Source organism: Serratia sp. OLAL2 (genome assembly GCF_002752475.1).
GTDB classification, from domain to species: domain Bacteria; phylum Pseudomonadota; class Gammaproteobacteria; order Enterobacterales; family Enterobacteriaceae; genus Serratia; species Serratia bockelmannii.
Genome location: NZ_MSTL01000003.1, coordinates 221,111 through 237,810, shown reverse-complemented (window position 1 = coordinate 237,810; position 16,700 = coordinate 221,111). Strand labels below are relative to the sequence as shown.

The window sequence follows — 16,700 nt, the reverse complement described above, 5'->3', positions numbered from 1 at the left end:
GGAGCAGCTGTTCGCCGAGTTCGGCTTCACCGTGGACAACGTGGTGGCCAAGGCGCAGGCGCTGCTGAAGTAAGCGGCCGGGCGCAAGCCGATAAAAAAGCCGGTCATCATGACCGGCTTTTTTTATGGGCGGAAACCGCGATTACGACGCGGTCTTGATGCTTTCGGCGCTGCGCAACCGGTCGTAAGCCGCCGCCAGCAACAGCACCAGCAGCGTAGGTTGCAGCCAGACCAGACCCTGTTCGGCCAGCGGCAGCTTATCGAACCAGACGGGCAGCAGGCTGCTGAAGCTGGAGGCTTTCAGGCCGTCGGCGAGGCCAAACACCAGGCTGGTAGCGATCACCGGCGCGAAGACGCGCTTGGCGCTGCGCCAGCGGTTCTGGCTGAAGCTGAGCAATACCAGCGCGATGCAGGGCGGGTAGATCGCCGTCAGCACCGGCAGCGAGACGCGGATCAGATTGCCCAGCCCCATGTTGGAAACCAGCATGGCGAAGAGGGCGAGGATAACCACCAGCGTGCGGTAAGAGAGCGGCAGGTAGCGGGAGAAGAAGTCCGCGCAGGCGCAGGTCATGCCGACCGCCGTCACCAGGCAAGCGATGAACATCAGCACCGCCATAAAGACGCTGCCCAGATCGCCGAAGGTGTGCTGCACATAGGCGTGCAGGATTGCCGCGCCATCCTGAGCATCGTTCCCGACCAGGCTGCCGCTGCCGGCGCCGAGCTTGAACATGCAGATATAGACCAGCGTCAGGCCGACGCCGGCGATCAGGCTGGCCCACAGGGTGTAGCGCAGCAGCAGGCCGCTGTCGCTGACGCCGCGCGAGCGGGCGGCGGTGACGATAATCGAGCCGAACATCAACGCCGACAGCGTGTCCATGGTTTGATAACCCTGAACGAAGCCGGTGGAAAACGCCGCGGCCTGATAGCTGCCGACGGCGGAGACCGGCGCACCGGCGGGCCAGACCAGGGCGGCGATGCCGAGCGCGGCCAGCGCCAGAATTTTCAGCGGCGCCAGAATATGGCCGACGTTGTCGAGCAAGCGGCCGGGATACAGCGACACGACCATCGCCAGGGTAAAGAACAGCAGGCTGTAGATGAACTGCGGCAGGGCGCCGTCGCCGGTGAAGGGCGCGATGCCGAGGGCGAAAGAAACATTGGCGGTTCGCGGGGTGGCGAACAGCGGGCCCAGCGCCAGATAGCAGACGGTCGCCAACAGCAGGCCGGCTGTGCGGCCGATGGGGCCAGTCAGCAGGCTGATGCTGCCGCCGACGCGCGCCAGCGCGATCACGGCAATCACCGGCAGGGCGACGGCGGTCACCATAAAACCGAGGGCGGCCGGCCACAGATGCTCACCGGACTGCAGCCCCACTAGCGGGGGGAAAATGATGTTGCCGGCGCCGACAAACAGGGCGAAGGTCATAAAGCCCAGGGCGATAATGTCTTTCGGGGATAAACTCTTGGTCATAACGGTATGGCACTGCCTGTATTCATGAAATAAACGGCCTGGCTGCGGAATGAAGCACTGCAGGAGGAGGCGCGTGGGGCAGCGTAAGCCCGCAAAAATTTTCGTCCGGCAGGATATAATAATTCGGCGACAAAAACCTGATTAATCCAGCGCTGTTTACCCCGGCGTGAACCGGCCGCACAGAGGGATCCTGGCGGCCGGCCCGGCAGCGCGTTAGCTCGCGCGCGCCACCATGTCTATCGACAGCGGGATTTCGATATGCGGTTTAAAAGAGTCATACGCGAAGGAGACGTGGCCGTCTTCGACCGGTTTACGAGTGAAAAAGATCAGCATATCACGGGTCGAATGCCGGCGTTTGTCCTGCGCTTCCACCGGTGAGAGGCTGTGTTTGCGCTCATGGTCGACAATCAGCAGGGTATCGAGGAAATGCCGATGCTGTATTTCGCCCAAAATCCATTCCGGCCGGGCGCGATCGAATTTGATCCCGCTGGTTTCGCGCATATCGTGAATAAAGGTCTTGGCGCTGTCGTCGGTCATGTTGTCGCAGCCGAGGAAGGTCGTCATGGTGTGGTCGACGCCGTCGCTGTGTACGCCTTCCAGCGCCGGTTCGCCCAACATCTGCGGCGTGGTGACGGTGCGCAGGTTGAACACCGTGCAGACGAATTTGTTGATCTCCTGATTAAGCCGGGGGCGCGGCGTCACGCTCACGCCATCGATCACGTAGGCTTTGAATTTCATCAGTGCCTGAAATGCCGTATTCAACTGCAGATCGTCGTTGATGCCGCGGAAATGGCGCACCTTTCCCGAATCGTAGCGGATGAAGTCTTCCTCGACCGAGAGCACGAAAGGCTGGAACTCCAGCCGCTCAATCTGGGCGCGATCGAAGTCGAAGCAGAAGCGGCCGTTTCTGGACTTGCGGAAAGGCAGTGTGGGATCGTCCGCCAGATTGGCGCTGACCTGCTGCAGCCTGGCGAAATCTTCCGGCCGCGCGCCCAGCGCCAGCAGGATCGCTTGCATGGTGGCGCCGGGGATAAAGGCTGAACGGTGTTCCTGGTACGCCTTCTTAACTTCATCAAGCAGGGATAACTGTCGCATTTCTCGGTGGCCTCACGAATGATGTGGCGATTATAAAATCTTGCTGCCGATCTCCACGTCGACATCGGGTTTCAGCAAGACAGTGCCTTGATCCCGGGTGACCGCGGCAAGTACCAGCACTTCAGATTTAAATCCGGCAACCCGCCTGGCGGGGAAATTAACGACGGAGATGACTTTTTTTCCAAGCAGATCATCTTCCTGATAGTTTTCGCATAATTGCGCCGAGCTGTTTTTAATGCCAATTTCTTCGCCGAAATCAATGCGCAGCTTATAGGCGGGTTTTAATGCCTTGTCGTTATATTCCACGGAAATAATTTCGCCAATACGCATATCCAGTTTCATAAAATCAGTGATTTCGGCCATGAGTCAGTCCAGTTAATTAAGTGGCTTCAGGAAGGCTAGCAAAGGGGAATTATTCCGACAATGCCGCCAGGAGGGGAATAGTTATACCGGATGTAGCAATTAATTTACATTATCGTAACGTGGTGGAATTAATTATAAGCTTGGTGAATTATATAAGATTGAAACTTCATTATTTCCCGCAATTATGTTCACCACGCCTGCTTGGTGCCAGCGTCGATACTGTTAAGCCCGTGTTAAATTGGTTAGTATGCTCTGCATTAATTCATCAACGGCATTTTTTAGGTAGTGATATGGAAATAACCCAGCGCGAAAAACGCGATCGGCGAAAGGCATTTATTGCGCCGTTTTTCCTGATATTAATTTGGTCGACCGGTTTTATTGCCGCGCGGGCGGTGGCGGATCATGCCGATCCCAATCTTTTCCTGACCTTTCGCTTTTTGATCGCCGCGGCAGTATTCGCTCTGCTGGCGCTGCATTGCGCCTGGCCCAAGGGGCGACAGTTCGTGATGCACCTGCTGACCGGCATGTTGATGAACGGTGTTTACCTTGCCGCAAGCTGGTGGGCGGTGGCGAACGGCCTGGCAGCCGGAGTGATGTCGCTGATCGGCGGATTGCAGCCGCTGTTTACCGCGCTGATTTTCGCGCTGGTGCTGCGTAAGCCGATCGGGTTACGTTCCTGGGCCGGGCTGGCGGTCGGTTTTATCGGCGTTGCGCTGGTGCTCTCCCCGCGGCTGACCGGCATCGACGTCGGCAATATGGCGCTGCTGCCGATCCTGATGGGGTTTGGCAGCATCGTTGCGCTGACGATAGGCATCATGGTGCAGAAGTCTTCGCTGGCAGCGGCCGATCTGCGGGCGGCAGGCGCCATTCAGCACCTCGGCGCGGCGATCGTGACCGGCGTACTGGCGGCCGTGATGGGCTCAGGCGCCTGGGACAATTCGCCAACGCTGTGGTTCTCGCTGCTGTGGTCGGCCGGCGTGTTGTCGCTGGGCGGCACCGCGCTGTTCATTTGGATGGTGCGCCACGGCGATTTGACTCGCATTACCGCGCTGATGCTGCTGGTGCCGCCGGCGGCGGCGCTGCAGGCTTACGCGCTGTTTGGTGAGGCGTTGTCGCTGGTGCAGCTGGCGGGATTTGTTCTGACGCTGCTGGGGGTTGCCATCGTACAGCGAATTCGCCTGCGGCGGCGCTCTCACCTGGCCGAATAGTCTGCGATAGGAAGTGCTGTAAAGCCCGCGCTGCCGGGCTTTTTATTGGCTGAAAAACGTCCAACCTCACAAAACCGAAAGATAACAAGCAACGCCGTTGCCTCGTCATAAATATTAACTGTATGTTAATTTTTGGTTTATTAAATGTGATCAGGGGATGGATGATGATGAAAAAAATCAGCGCGACCGTAGCTGCTATCACCTTACTGGGCTCCGTTTCCGCCTATGCGGCCTTCCCGGCGGGCTACCCCGCCGACTATCAGAAACTGGTCGACGGCGCGAAGAAAGAAGGCAAGGTGGTGATTTATTCAACCACCGACACCAAGGCGGCGGCGCCGCTGATCCAGGGGTTCGAGGCGTTGTATCCGGGCATCAAGGTCGAATACAACGACATGAACAGCACCGAACTGTATAACCGCTTTATCAGCGAGCAGGCGGCCGGCGGCACCAGCGGCGACCTGGTGTGGAGTTCGTCGATGGACACCATTTTGAAACTGGCGGGCGATTACGCGCAGGAGTATGCCTCTCCGGAGCGGGCTCAGCTGCCAAAATGGGCGGTATGGCAAGATAAAGTGTATGGCACCACCTATGAGCCGGTGGTGTTTATCTATAACAAACGGCTGATCCCGCAGGGCGATGTGCCGGATTCACACGCGGCGCTGGCTAAACTGATCGCCGGCCAGACGGACAAATTCAAGAAGAAAGTCACCACCTACGACATCGAAAAATCCGGCGTCGGCTTCATGCTGTCGGTGCAGGACTTCAAGGCCGATCCTAACTACTTCAAAACGCTGGCCGACGTGGCCAAGGGCGGGCTGGCGGTGCAATCTTCCACCGGCACCATGATGGAGCGCGTCTCCTCCGGTGAAAACCTGATCGGCTTCAATATCCTCGGTTCATACGCCGAGGCCCGCGCCAAGAGCGATCCGTCGCTCGGCATCGTCTATCCGAAAGACTATACCCTGGTGCTGTCGCGCGTGAGCTTCATCAGCAAAGAGGCCGGCAACCCTAACGCCGCCAAGCTGTGGTTCGACTACGTGCTGTCGGAGAAAGGGCAAAATATTCTCGCCAATCAGGCGGATATCCCCTCGATCCGCAACGACATCGAAGGCAAGAACGACATCGATGGCATGACCAAGCTGTTGGGTAACGCGCTCAAGCCGATCCCGGTCGATGACAGCCTGCTGGAATATCTGCAGCCGGCCAAACGTCTCGACTACATCAAACAATGGCGCGCCGCCGCGGCGAAATAACAGGGACTGCATTCGGACGCGCGCCTGTCGCACGGGCGCGCGCCCTTTGGTCGTCGTTTACAACCATAGGGAGCATTTATGCAAGCATGGCGCAGAAAGTGGCAGAGCCTGCCGCGCGGCCTGGTGGTGTTGATAACCGCGCTGGTTATCTATGTCCCCCTGTCGTTTATCATCATTCAAAGCTTCCTCTCGGCTCCGTTTTTCTCTCCCTCCAAGGTCTTCAGCCTGGAGGCCTTCGAGTTCATCTTTACCGATCCGGATTTCTACAAGGCGCTGAAAAGCGGCTTTATTCTGGCATTCGGCCTGGTGATTATCGCCATCCCGCTCGGCGGCATTTTGGCCTTTCTGATGGTGCGCACCGATCTGCCGGGGCGGCGGATCATCGAACCGCTGATTTTGGTGCCGATCTTCGTGTCGCCGATGGTGCTGGGTTTCGGTTACGTGGTGGCGGCGGGGCCGGTCGGCTTCTTCTCGCTGTGGGCGGAAGCGTTGCTGGGCTTCGTGCCGTGGAACATCTATTCGATGGCCAGCATCGTGGTTATCGCCGGGTTGACGCACGTGCCCCACGCGTATCTGTATATATCCTCGGCGCTGCGCAGCGTGGGCTCCGACGTTGAAGAAGCGGCGCGCACCGCCGGCGCTACGCCGTTGCAGGTGATGACCGCCGTCAGCCTGCCGATGGTGCGGCCGTCTATCTTGTACGCCGGGGTGCTGCTGTTCTTCCTCGGGCTGGAGGTGTTCGGCCTGATGCTGGTGCTGGGGGATCCGGAAGGCAACCTGGTGCTGGCGACCTACCTGTATCAGTTGACCAATAAGCTGGGCACGCCGTCTTACCACCTGATGGCGGCGGTGGCGGTGGTGTTGATCTGCATCACCATTCCGCTGGTGATGCTGCAGCGCCGGCTGATGCGCACCGCCAACCGCTTCGTCACCGTCAAGGGCAAAGCCTCGCAGGCGCGCGCGCTGCCGCTCGGCAAATGGCGCTGGGTGGCCGGCGTGGTGGTGATGTTCTGGCTGACCGTGACCATCGGCGTGCCGCTGATCGGCGTAGTGCTGCGCGCCTTTATCTCCAACTGGGGCGTGGGCGTGTCTGTCTGGGACGAACTGTCGATCAACACCTTCCGCACCATCTGGGCGCAACCCAACCTGCTGCGCGCCATCGTCAACTCGATGGCGATCGGGGTGATCGGCGGGGCGCTGGCGGTGGCGTGCTATCTGTTTATCGGCATCGCCATGCACCGCAAGCCGGATGGCGCCACGCGCTTCCTCGACTACAGCGTGCTGGTGCCGCGCGCGGTGCCGGGGCTGTTGGCCGGCCTGGCGTTCCTGTGGGTGTTTCTGTTCCTGCCGATGTGGCTGGACAAATCGCTTAAGGAAGGCTGGCTGTCAGTGCTGCCGATGGCCGAGTGGCTGCGCGAGAACGTGATCGTCTGGTTGCGTTCGCTGCGCAGCACCATCTTCAGCGTCTGGCTGGCGTACACCGTGGTGTGGATGGCTTACGGCCTGCGGCTGATCTCTTCTACGCTGCTGCAGGTGGGACCGGAGCTGGAGGAGGCGGCGCGCAGCGCCGGCGCCAGCCGCGGTCAGATCACCCGCCACGTCACCATTCCGCTGTCGCGCTACGGCCTGATCGGCTCCTGGTTGCTGATGTTCCTGATCTTTGAACGCGAATATTCCACCGGGGTGTATCTGCTGTCTCCGGGCACAGAAACCATCGGCTCGATGCTGGTTTCCCTGTGGGCCGCGGGCGCTATCGATATCGTCGCCGCGCTGTCGTTCATCAATATCCTGCTGGTGGTGTTGGGGCTGGGGATCGCCTTGCGCTTTGGAGTGAAATTACATGATTGAACTTTCGGTAGAGAATCTGCATTTGACCTATGGCGACAACCCGGTGTTGAAAGGGGTGTCGATGGATCTGAAACGGGGCGAAGTGGTCTCTCTGCTGGGCCCGTCGGGCAGCGGCAAAACCACGCTGCTGCGGGCGGTAGCCGGGCTGGAGAAACCGAGCCAGGGGCGGATCGTCATCGGCAACAGCGCGGTGTACAACGGCAGCGCACGCAGTGAAATTCCCGCCGAAGAGCGCAATCTGGGGCTGGTGTTTCAGTCCTACGCCCTGTGGCCGCATAAAACGGTGTTTGAGAACGTCGCTTACCCGCTGAAACTGCGTAAGACTGCCTCGGCGGAAATCGCCCAGCGGGTGCAGGCGGTGCTGGATCAGCTCGGGCTGGGGCATTTGGCCAAACGCCATCCGCACCAACTCTCCGGCGGCCAACAGCAGCGCGTGGCGATCGGGCGCGCGCTGGTCTACAACCCGCCGGTGATCCTGCTGGATGAGCCGCTGTCCAACCTTGACGCCAAGCTGCGCGAAGAGGCGCGAGTATTCCTGCGCGAGTTGATCATCAAGCTCGGTCTGTCGGCGCTGATGGTGACCCACGATCAGAACGAGGCGATGGCCATTTCCGATCGCATCCTGCTGCTCAATAACGGCAAAATCGAACAGCAGGGCACGCCGCAGGAGATGTACGGTTCGCCCACCACGCTGTTCACCGCCGAGTTCATGGGCAGCAACAACCGGTTGCCGGGCAAGGTCGTCGCGCTGGAAGGCGATCGGGCGCGCATCGAAGGTAAGGATTGGGCGCTGTGGGGCAAAGCGGGCGAAGGTGTGCAGGTCGGGCAGGAGGGCACGGCGGTGATCCGCGTCGAGCGCGTGCGGTTGGGTGAAGATCCGCAGGGCAACCAGCTTGAGCTGCCGTTGCTGACCAGCATGTATCTCGGCGATCGCTGGGAATACCTGTTCCGCACCGTGGCCGAAGATTTCGTGGTGCGTGCCTATGGCCACGAGGCGCGCGATCAAACGCTGTGCCGGCTCTCCCTGCCGGCCGAGCATTTGTGGATATTCCCGAAAGCTTAACCAGGACGCCCGCCGATGCGGGCGCTCCGTTTACAGAGTTAAACCGCTAGCAGCGATCTTTTCTGGGCGGTGTACGTTTCCCGGCTGGCAACGTCGGCGAAAGTGCGGGTGACGGTCGAATTTTTGCGCGACTATTTTCGTGAGCACTACGGCGAAACGGGGCCGGCGAGCGAAAATTCGTCGCGGTCTTGAGGCCAAAAATGTGCGCCAGATCATCTTATGCTCGTAAAACTCCCCTCCGTTACCTGAGGAACTGTTGCACCTGTTCCTTTTGCCAAAACTTTGGTTTATGCTCAGCTGAAGCGTTTCAGTTGAAGCACTCTTCAACAGAAATGCCGATGTGACGGCGGTGAAAAACCGCTGAAGCGCGGGAATAATGCAAACTCGGCGATTCACAGCGGGCGGTACGATCCACTACTCTATGCGGGTTAGTGAGACAACCAGTCAGCGCCGGGCGGCGCCGGTGAGTCACCCGGCGTGGACGGCCCTTTTTCAGGAGCAGCATGACCATCCGCATAGCGATAAACGGCTTTGGCCGCATCGGCCGCAGCGTATTGCGCGCACTGTACGAATCGGGACGACGGGCGGAAATCTCCGTGGTGGCGATCAACGAGCTGGCGAACGCCGAAGGCATGGCCCATCTGCTGAAGTACGATTCCAGCCACGGCCGCTTTGCGTGGGATGTGCGGCAAGAGTGCGACACGCTGAGCGTCGGAGACGACGCGATTCGCCTGTTGCATCAGCCGGCGGTGGAGCAGTTGCCCTGGGGCGAACTGGGCGTCGACGTGGTGCTGGACTGCAGCGGCGTGTACGGCAGCCGGGCGGATGGCGAAGCCCATCTGGCGGCGGGGGCGAAGAAAGTGCTGTTCGCCCATCCGGGCGGCAACGATCTGGACGCCACCATCGTGTTTGGCGTCAACCATCAGACGCTGCTGGCGGAACACCGCATCGTGTCCAACGCCTCGTGCACCACCAACTGCATTATTCCGGTGATCAAGCTGCTGGACGACGCCTACAGCATCGAGTCCGGCACCGTGACCACCATTCACTCGGCGATGAACGATCAGCCGGTGATCGACGCGTATCACGCGGATTTGCGGCGCACCCGCGCGGCGAGCCAGTCGATCATTCCGGTCGATACCAAGCTGGCCGCGGGCATCACTCGCATCTTCCCGCAGTTTTGCGATCGCTTCGAGGCTATCTCGGTGCGCGTGCCGACCATCAACGTGACGGCTATCGATCTTAGCGTCAGCGTGAGCGCCGCGGTGAAGGTGGCGGAGGTCAACCAGCTGTTGCAAAAGGCCGCACGGGAATCATTTCGTGGTATAGTTGACTACACGGAATTACCATTGGTCTCGATTGATTTTAACCATGACCCGCACAGCGCTATCGTCGACGGTACGCAGACCCGGGTCAGCGGGCAGCACCTGATAAAGACCTTGGTCTGGTGCGACAATGAATGGGGCTTTGCCAATCGGATGTTGGATACAACACGGGCAATGGCCGCCAGCGGTTTCTAGTACGGCGGCGCCGGCGTGATGGGCGCGCTGCTCAGGCAATTTTATAGAGATTCAATAAAGAGGGTTCACCATGTCTGTAATTAAGATGACCGATCTGGATCTGGCGGGTAAACGCGTACTGATCCGCTCCGATCTGAACGTGCCGGTAAAAGACGGTAAAGTGACTTCCGACGCGCGTATCCGCGCTTCCCTGCCGACTATCGAAGCTGCGCTGAAGCAAGGCGCCCGCGTGATGGTAACCTCCCACCTGGGTCGTCCTACCGAAGGCGAGTACAACGAAGAATTCTCCCTGCTGCCTGTGGTCAACTACCTGAAAGATCATCTGAAATCCCCAGTGCGTCTGGCGAAGGATTATCTGGATGGCGTCGACGTCGCCGAAGGCGAACTGGTGGTGCTGGAAAACGTTCGCTTCAACAAGGGCGAGAAGAAAGACGACGAAACCCTGTCCAAGAAATACGCGGCGCTGTGCGACGTGTACGTGATGGACGCGTTCGGCACCGCGCACCGCGCGCAGGCTTCCACCCACGGCGTGGGCAAGTTCGCGCCTGTCGCCTGTGCCGGCCCGCTGCTGTCCGCCGAGCTGGAAGCGCTGGGCAAGGCCCTGGGCAACCCGGCCCGTCCGATGGTCGCCATCGTGGGTGGCTCTAAAGTCTCCACCAAACTGACCGTGCTGGATTCCCTGTCCAAAATCGCCGATCAGCTGATCGTCGGCGGCGGCATCGCCAACACCTTCGTGGCGGCGCAGGGCAACAACGTGGGCCAGTCCCTGTACGAACCGGATCTGATCCCGAACGCGCAGAAACTGCTGGAAACCTGCGACATCCCGGTTCCGACCGACGTGCGCGTGGCGACCGAGTTCTCCGAAACCGCGACCGCGACCGTGAAGCAGGCCAACGAGATCCAGGACAACGAGCAAATTCTGGATATGGGCGACGTCTCTGCCGAGCGTCTGGCCGTTATCCTGAAGAACGCCAAGACCATTCTGTGGAATGGCCCGGTTGGCGTATTCGAGTTCCCTAACTTCCGTAAGGGCACCGAAATTGTCGCCCGCGCGATCGCCGATAGCGACGCTTTCTCTATCGCTGGCGGCGGCGACACTCTGGCAGCCATCGATCTGTTCGGTATCGCTGACAAAATTTCCTACATCTCCACCGGCGGTGGCGCATTCCTGGAATTCGTTGAAGGGAAACCGCTGCCTGCAGTCGTGATGCTGGAAGAGCGCGCTAAGCAGTAATTCAGACAACGGGAGGCGAAAGCCGCCCGTTTGTTTTATACCGCGCGGCTCACGCTGCGCGGCGTGAAAACATCGATTTACATCCATCTACGGCCGACGAAACAGGACAAAGTAACATGTCTAAAATTTTTGATTTCGTAAAACCGGGTGTCATCACGGGTGATGACGTTCAGAAAGTCTTCGCAGTTGCTAAAGAGAACAACTTTGCGCTGCCAGCGGTAAACTGCGTGGGTACCGACTCCATCAACGCAGTGCTGGAAGCCGCGGCTAAAGTGCGCGCGCCGGTTATCGTTCAGTTCTCCAACGGCGGCGCCGCGTTCATCGCCGGCAAAGGCGTGAAGACCGATGTGCCTCAGGGTGCAGCGATTCTGGGCGCTATCTCTGGCGCACACCACGTTCACCAGATGGCTGAACACTACGGCGTGCCGGTGATCCTGCACACCGACCACTGCGCGAAGAAACTGCTGCCATGGCTGGACGGCCTGCTGGACGCCGGCGAGAAGCACTTCGCCGCTACCGGCAAACCGCTGTTCTCTTCCCACATGATCGATCTGTCTGAAGAATCTCTGGAAGAAAACATCGAGATCTGCAGCGCCTACCTGAAGCGCATGGCCAAAATCGGCATGACGCTGGAAATCGAACTGGGCTGCACCGGCGGTGAAGAAGATGGCGTGGACAACAGCCATATGGATGCTTCCGCACTGTACACCCAGCCGGAAGACGTGGCTTACGCGTACGAAAAACTGAACGCCATCAGCCCGCGCTTCACCATCGCAGCCTCCTTCGGTAACGTGCACGGCGTGTACAAGCCAGGCAACGTCAAGCTGACTCCGACCATTCTGCGTGATTCTCAGGACTACGTGTCCAAGAAATTCAACCTGCCGCACAACAGCCTGAACTTCGTGTTCCACGGCGGTTCCGGTTCTACCGACGCAGAGATCAAAGAGTCTGTGGGTTACGGCGTGATCAAAATGAACATCGACACCGACACCCAATGGGCGACCTGGGATGGTATCCTGCAGTACTACAAAGCAAACGAAGCTTACCTGCAGGGCCAGCTGGGCAACCCGAAAGGCGCCGATCAGCCGAACAAGAAATACTACGATCCACGCGTATGGCTGCGCGCAGCGCAGACCAGCATGGTGACGCGTCTGGAGCAGGCTTTCAAAGATCTGAACGCGGTAGACGTTCTGTAATCTTCGGCACCTGTTGCACGTGCATAAGGCTCCCTGCGGGGAGCCTTTTTCGTTTTCAGCCCAGCAGGCCAGCACCGACGTTGATCGACAGGCCCAGGATCAGCATGTTGAACACGAACGAAATAACCGACTGCACGAGCGCGATTTTACGCACCTCCGCGGCGCCGACCGCCACGTCGGCCGTTTGCGACGCGACCGCGATGGTGAAGGAGAAGTAGGCAAAGTCCAGATAGGTCGGCTCGGTGAGATTGCCGGGAAACAGCAGCGGCAAGGGATCCTGCTGTGCGCCCTGACGGTAAAACTGATGGGCATAGTGCATGGTGAAGGCGGTCGGCAGCAGCAGCCAGGAGACTGCCAGCGTTGCGCCGGTTAACGCCAGATGTAGCGTTTTCAGCGAGTCGCTGGCCTGTTTGGCGCTGCTCAATTCGAACAGGATCGCCAGAATGCTCACCAGACAACCGAAACTGACCAGCGCCAACACCGTGCTGGCGCTTTCATCCTGTCGCCGAGCGATCTGGCGAATGTGCTGCGGTGTGCTGACCAGCATCAGCCGCCAAAGAAACAGCAGATAGAGCCAGGCCAGCGTATTCCAGCCGATCATCAGGCGCTGCAGCAACGAGAGTTGGGCGGGCAGAAGCAGAAAGCACAGCAGCCCGGCGCCGACGGAAAACAGCAGCCTGGGCCGCACTTGCCAATAGTGTTTGAGCGAAGAGCGAATGTGCATGAAGAACGGATCCCTTGTCGTGAAATAGCCAACGCGCTGTTTTCAGCATAGAAGACGCGGCGGGCGGTTTCGGCTATTTTTAACGCTGACGGTTGGCATGAGCCTTTAATGTTGGTTACCCTTAGGCGGTGGTTTCCTACTGGCTGCCGAGGCCAGTGTATTTTTGCGAGTTTCTCCCGTTAGGGACTGAGTTAGGACGACACGAATGAAAGATTTGAATGTAGTAGACGGCATCAACGGTGCCGGCAACTGGTTGGTGAAGAACCAGGATCTGTTGATCCAGTACGCGGTGAATATCGTCGCCGCCATCGTTATCCTGATCATCGGTTCGATCGTGGCCCGCGTGGTCGGCAATGCGCTGAACCGCGTGATGAAACTGCGCGGCATCGACGCCACGGTGGCAGACTTCCTGTCGGCGATCGTACGTTACGGCGTGCTGGCGTTCACCTTCATCGCGGTGCTAGGGCGCGTCGGCGTGCAGACCACCTCGGTGATCGCCGTGCTGGGTGCCGCCGGTTTGGCTGTCGGTCTGGCGCTGCAAGGCTCGCTGTCTAACTTCGCCGCCGGCGTGCTGCTGGTGATCTTCCGCCCGCTGCGCGTGGGTGAATATGTCGATCTGGGCGGCGTGGCCGGTACCGTCGATCAGGTGCAGATTTTCTCCACCACCCTGCGCACCGCAGACAACAAAACCATCGTGGTGCCGAACGGTAAAATCATCGCCGGCAACATCATCAACTACTCCCGCGAGCCGAACCGCCGTGTGGATATCGTGGTAGGCGTGGCCTACAACGCCGATATCGACGTGGTGAAGAAGGTGCTGGGCGACGTGATCGCTGCCGACAAGCGCATCATGCACGCTAAAGGCGTGACTGTGCGTCTGAACGAGATGGCGCCATCTTCCCTGAACTTTGTGACCCGTTCCTGGACCACCAATGCGGAATACTGGAACGTGTACTTCGATCTGATGGAAAACTTCAAGCGCGCGCTGGATGCCCACAACATCGGCATTCCGTTCCCGCAAATGGACGTGCACCTGTATCGCACTGAAGACGCTTCCGCCAAGGCGGAATAACACAGAAGGGGGCCTTGGCCCCCTTTTTTTACTGCAGGCCGAGACGCTACCGATGGCGTCTTGGCCTTTTCTTTTAGGGCGATCAGATGTCCGCTGCCGGCTCCGTGAGCGGCACGCGGCGGCGCAGGCTGAGGCGATAAAGCAGGAAGATGGCGGCGGCGCCCAACAGCGCCGGCAGCGCCAACCAGAGGAAGAACACCTCCGTCGAGCCGGCGGCGGTCATCATCCAGGCGCCGAGCATTGAGCCGACGATCGAGCCAAAGCGGCCATTGGCCATGGCCCAACTGACGCCGGTCACGCGGGCTGCGGTCGGGTAAAGGGTGGCGGAAACCAGGTTCAGGCCGTTCTGCGCGCCGGCCACGCCGAAGCCGATAAGGAACACGACGGCGGCCAGCGTGTAGACGTCGCCCATCAGATACCCGGTGGCGCCAATCACCAGCGCGGCACCCAGGTAGGAGACGGCCAGCACGCGGTAGGGCCCGACCCGATCCATCAGCAGCGCCATCAGAATGGCGCCCAGGGTGCCGCCGAGCGGCACCATCGCGCCGATGCGCGAGGCGTGGGCGATATCGAAACCGGCGTCTTTGAGGATCGTCGGCAGCCAACTGGTGAGCAGGTAAAACACGAACAGCGAACAGAAGAACGCCGCCCACAGCAGCAGGGTGCGCACGGCGCGCCCTTCGATAAACAGATGCGAGATCGGTGATTTGATCTGCGCCGGGCGCTCGTCATCGACGATGGTTACCCCCGTCCAACGCTGGCCGGTGATGCGCTCGACCACCCGGCGCAGCCGATCGGCATGTTTGGCGCTGGCGGCCATAAAGCGTACTGATTCGGGCATCTGCCAGGCCAACAGCGGCAGCAGCGCCAACGGCGCGATGCCACCGACCAGCAGCAGGCCGCGCCAGCCGAACGCCGGGATGATCTGCCCGGCCAGCAGGCCGCCCAGGGCTAACCCAGCGGTAAAGCCGCTCCAGCTCAAGGTGACCATCAGCATGCGGCGGCGCGCCGGTGAGTACTCCGAGCTGAGGGTGATGCAAGTTGGTATTGCGCCCCCGAGGCCAATGCCGGTGATGAAGCGCAGCAGGGTCAGGGATTCGATCGAATGCGTATAGGCCGAAGCCAGGGTGCAGCCGCCAAACACCAGCACCGCGACGAGCAGCACGCGTTTGCGGCCGAAGGCGTCGGCGATCGGCCCGAACAGCAGGCTGCCGATCAGCAGGCCGAACAGCCCCGCACCGAAGGCGGGAGAGAGCTGAGCGGGCAGCAGATCCCACTCTTCGCGCAGCGCCGGGGCGATATAGCCGATGATGGCGGTATCGAAACCGTCCAGCAGGGCAATGAGGAAACACAGGGTGAGGATCAGGATTTGGTAGGGGGAGATCCTGGCGCGATCGATGATTTCGCTGATGCGAGCGGTATTTGGGCTCATGGTTATTCCACTGTTATTCGGCTGGTGTGGGCTGGCTGAGGGCTGTTCAGGCCAGGCCTGAACCAAAACCGCTGTGGCTGGCATCGCGTAGAAATCCGAGTATACACCAGAGCGGGGACGTTGCGGGGAGGGGGAATTGATGATAATCGCCCGCCACAGGAGGTGTCTGTGGCGGGCGCTGGCAAGGTTATTTGGCTAACAGCTCTCGGCGCACGATCTCGGCACCTGCGCTTAACGCATTCAGCTTGCCGCGGGCGACCTGACGGGGCAGGGGGGCCATGCCGCAGTTGGTCGACGGATAGAGCTTGTCGGCATCGACAAACTGCAGCGCTTTGCGCAGCGTAGCGGCCACTTCCTCTGGCGTCTCAATGGCATGATTCGCTACGTCGATGGCGCCGACCATCACCTTTTTGCCGCGGATCAGTTCAAGCAGGTCCATCGGCACGTGCGAGTTATGGCACTCCAGGGAGATGATATCGATGTTGGACGTTTGCAGTTTCGGAAACGCCTCTTCATATTGCCGCCATTCCGAGCCCAGCGTCTTTTTCCAGTCGGTATTGGCTTTAATCCCATATCCATAGCAGATATGTACGGCGGTTTCACACTTAAGCCCTTCAATGGCTCTTTCCAGGGCGGCAATGCCCCAGTCATTCACCTCGTCAAAGAACACGTTAAATGCGGGCTCATCAAACTGAATAATGTCGACGCCGGCGGCCTCGAGCTCTTTAGCTTCCTGATTGAGGATCTTGGCGAACTCCCAGGCCAATTTCTCGCGGCTTTTATAGTGGTTGTCATAAAGCGTGTCGATCATGGTCATCGGCCCCGGCAGGGCCCATTTAATCGGCTGCTTGGTCAGCTGGCGTAAAAATTTGGCGTCTTCAACGAAAACGGGTTTTTGGCGCGAGACCGCCCCCACAACGGTTGGCACGCTCGCCTCGTAGCGATTGCGGATTTTAACCACTTCGCGTTTCTCGAAATCGACGCCGCTGAGGTGTTCGATAAACGTCGTGACGAAGTGCTGGCGCGTTTGCTCGCCATCGCTGACGATATCGATGCCGGCCTGTTGTTGCTCTGCCAGCGACAAACGCAAGGCGTCCTGTTTCCCTTCGATTAATTCTTCATTCTGCAATTTCCAAGGCGACCACAGGGTTTCCGGTTGGGCCAGCCAGACAGGTTTGGGCAAGCTGCCGGCGGTCGACGTAGGGAGCAATATTTTCATAATAGATG

14 protein-coding genes and 1 pseudogene are annotated in these 16,700 nt (G+C 59.6%); 9 read left to right on the top strand and 6 right to left on the bottom strand.

What is annotated here, in order from left to right:
• Positions 1-142: 142 nt before the first annotated feature.
• The 3 genes from brnQ to BVU99_RS04645 all read right to left on the bottom strand — a co-directional run bounded on the left by brnQ (position 143) and on the right by BVU99_RS04645 (position 2,923).
• Complete coding sequence (brnQ, locus tag BVU99_RS04655) at positions 143-1,465, bottom strand: branched-chain amino acid transport system II carrier protein (RefSeq protein WP_049296210.1); 1,323 nt, start codon at positions 1,463-1,465, stop codon at positions 143-145.
• Between the two features lie 213 nt (positions 1,466-1,678).
• A complete protein-coding gene (locus BVU99_RS04650) occupies positions 1,679-2,560 on the bottom strand; it encodes a 2OG-Fe dioxygenase family protein (protein WP_025304191.1) in 882 nt (293 codons plus the stop codon).
• 30 nt (positions 2,561-2,590) lie between these two features.
• On the bottom strand, positions 2,591-2,923 hold the full coding sequence (locus BVU99_RS04645; protein WP_025304190.1) for a tRNA-binding protein: 333 nt from the start codon (positions 2,921-2,923) through the stop codon (positions 2,591-2,593).
• 290 nt (positions 2,924-3,213) lie between these two features.
• On the opposite strand from BVU99_RS04645, the gene BVU99_RS04640 reads away from it, so the two are divergent.
• The 8 genes and pseudogenes from BVU99_RS04640 to fbaA all read left to right on the top strand — a co-directional run bounded on the left by BVU99_RS04640 (position 3,214) and on the right by fbaA (position 12,245).
• Positions 3,214-4,131 (top strand): DMT family transporter, encoded by a 918-nt coding sequence (locus BVU99_RS04640; RefSeq protein WP_089196249.1) that lies wholly within the window; start codon positions 3,214-3,216, stop codon positions 4,129-4,131.
• A 164-nt stretch (positions 4,132-4,295) separates the two neighbouring features.
• The gene (locus BVU99_RS04635) at positions 4,296-5,384 is read left to right on the top strand and encodes an ABC transporter substrate-binding protein (protein WP_043142713.1); all 1,089 of its coding nucleotides are present in this window, start codon (positions 4,296-4,298) and stop codon (positions 5,382-5,384) included.
• A gap of 78 nt (positions 5,385-5,462) precedes the next feature.
• Positions 5,463-7,232, top strand: coding sequence for an iron ABC transporter permease (locus tag BVU99_RS04630; protein WP_099817436.1), 1,770 nt, complete (start codon positions 5,463-5,465; stop codon positions 7,230-7,232).
• A complete protein-coding gene (locus BVU99_RS04625) occupies positions 7,225-8,295 on the top strand; it encodes an ABC transporter ATP-binding protein (protein ID WP_043142690.1) in 1,071 nt (356 codons plus the stop codon). Before BVU99_RS04630 ends, BVU99_RS04625 begins: the two co-directional genes overlap by 8 nt.
• Positions 8,296-8,358: 63 nt before the next feature.
• Positions 8,359-8,487, top strand: a pseudogene (locus tag BVU99_RS25285) (LysR family transcriptional regulator); the annotation flags it as partial.
• 311 nt (positions 8,488-8,798) lie between these two features.
• Complete coding sequence (epd, locus tag BVU99_RS04620) at positions 8,799-9,815, top strand: erythrose-4-phosphate dehydrogenase (RefSeq protein ID WP_004931582.1); 1,017 nt, start codon at positions 8,799-8,801, stop codon at positions 9,813-9,815.
• A 70-nt stretch (positions 9,816-9,885) separates the two neighbouring features.
• Positions 9,886-11,049 carry a phosphoglycerate kinase gene (pgk, locus tag BVU99_RS04615; protein ID WP_025160206.1) on the top strand — a complete coding sequence of 388 codons (1,164 nt, stop codon included), beginning with the start codon at positions 9,886-9,888 and terminating at the stop codon, positions 11,047-11,049.
• A gap of 116 nt (positions 11,050-11,165) precedes the next feature.
• Positions 11,166-12,245, top strand: coding sequence for a class II fructose-bisphosphate aldolase (gene fbaA, locus BVU99_RS04610; protein WP_025304179.1), 1,080 nt, complete (start codon positions 11,166-11,168; stop codon positions 12,243-12,245).
• 55 nt (positions 12,246-12,300) lie between these two features.
• Here the strand turns inward: fbaA and BVU99_RS04605 are convergent, their stop codons facing one another.
• On the bottom strand, positions 12,301-12,969 hold the full coding sequence (locus tag BVU99_RS04605; RefSeq protein ID WP_025304178.1) for a DUF1345 domain-containing protein: 669 nt from the start codon (positions 12,967-12,969) through the stop codon (positions 12,301-12,303).
• Between the two features lie 205 nt (positions 12,970-13,174).
• Here BVU99_RS04605 and mscS point away from each other — a divergent pair, with 205 nt between their 5' ends.
• A complete protein-coding gene (gene mscS / locus BVU99_RS04600) occupies positions 13,175-14,041 on the top strand; it encodes a small-conductance mechanosensitive channel MscS (protein WP_025304177.1) in 867 nt (288 codons plus the stop codon).
• Between the two features lie 82 nt (positions 14,042-14,123).
• On the opposite strand, the gene BVU99_RS04595 is transcribed toward mscS, so the two are convergent.
• Together BVU99_RS04595 and BVU99_RS04590 are read right to left on the bottom strand one after the other, a co-directional pair.
• Positions 14,124-15,473, bottom strand: a complete 1,350-nt coding sequence (locus tag BVU99_RS04595) for an MFS transporter (protein ID WP_099817437.1) — start codon at positions 15,471-15,473, stop codon at positions 14,124-14,126.
• Positions 15,474-15,660: 187 nt separating this feature from the next.
• A complete protein-coding gene (locus BVU99_RS04590) occupies positions 15,661-16,692 on the bottom strand; it encodes a methionine synthase (RefSeq protein WP_049206152.1) in 1,032 nt (343 codons plus the stop codon).
• Positions 16,693-16,700 lie beyond the last annotated feature (8 nt).

Bases quoted from the DNA above. Each gene is read 5' to 3' on its own strand.
- brnQ (WP_049296210.1), bottom strand. From the start codon at position 1,465: ATGACCAAGAGTTTATCCCCGAAAGACATTATCGCCCTGGGCTTTATG.
- BVU99_RS04650 (WP_025304191.1), bottom strand. From the start codon at position 2,560: ATGCGACAGTTATCCCTGCTTGATGAAGTTAAGAAGGCGTACCAGGAA.
- BVU99_RS04645 (WP_025304190.1), bottom strand. From the start codon at position 2,923: ATGGCCGAAATCACTGATTTTATGAAACTGGATATGCGTATTGGCGAA.
- BVU99_RS04640 (WP_089196249.1), top strand. From the start codon at position 3,214: ATGGAAATAACCCAGCGCGAAAAACGCGATCGGCGAAAGGCATTTATT.
- BVU99_RS04635 (WP_043142713.1), top strand. From the start codon at position 4,296: ATGATGAAAAAAATCAGCGCGACCGTAGCTGCTATCACCTTACTGGGC.
- BVU99_RS04630 (WP_099817436.1), top strand. From the start codon at position 5,463: ATGCAAGCATGGCGCAGAAAGTGGCAGAGCCTGCCGCGCGGCCTGGTG.
- BVU99_RS04625 (WP_043142690.1), top strand. From the start codon at position 7,225: ATGATTGAACTTTCGGTAGAGAATCTGCATTTGACCTATGGCGACAAC.
- epd (WP_004931582.1), top strand. From the start codon at position 8,799: ATGACCATCCGCATAGCGATAAACGGCTTTGGCCGCATCGGCCGCAGC.
- pgk (WP_025160206.1), top strand. From the start codon at position 9,886: ATGTCTGTAATTAAGATGACCGATCTGGATCTGGCGGGTAAACGCGTA.
- fbaA (WP_025304179.1), top strand. From the start codon at position 11,166: ATGTCTAAAATTTTTGATTTCGTAAAACCGGGTGTCATCACGGGTGAT.
- BVU99_RS04605 (WP_025304178.1), bottom strand. From the start codon at position 12,969: ATGCACATTCGCTCTTCGCTCAAACACTATTGGCAAGTGCGGCCCAGG.
- mscS (WP_025304177.1), top strand. From the start codon at position 13,175: ATGAAAGATTTGAATGTAGTAGACGGCATCAACGGTGCCGGCAACTGG.
- BVU99_RS04595 (WP_099817437.1), bottom strand. From the start codon at position 15,473: ATGAGCCCAAATACCGCTCGCATCAGCGAAATCATCGATCGCGCCAGG.
- BVU99_RS04590 (WP_049206152.1), bottom strand. From the start codon at position 16,692: ATGAAAATATTGCTCCCTACGTCGACCGCCGGCAGCTTGCCCAAACCT.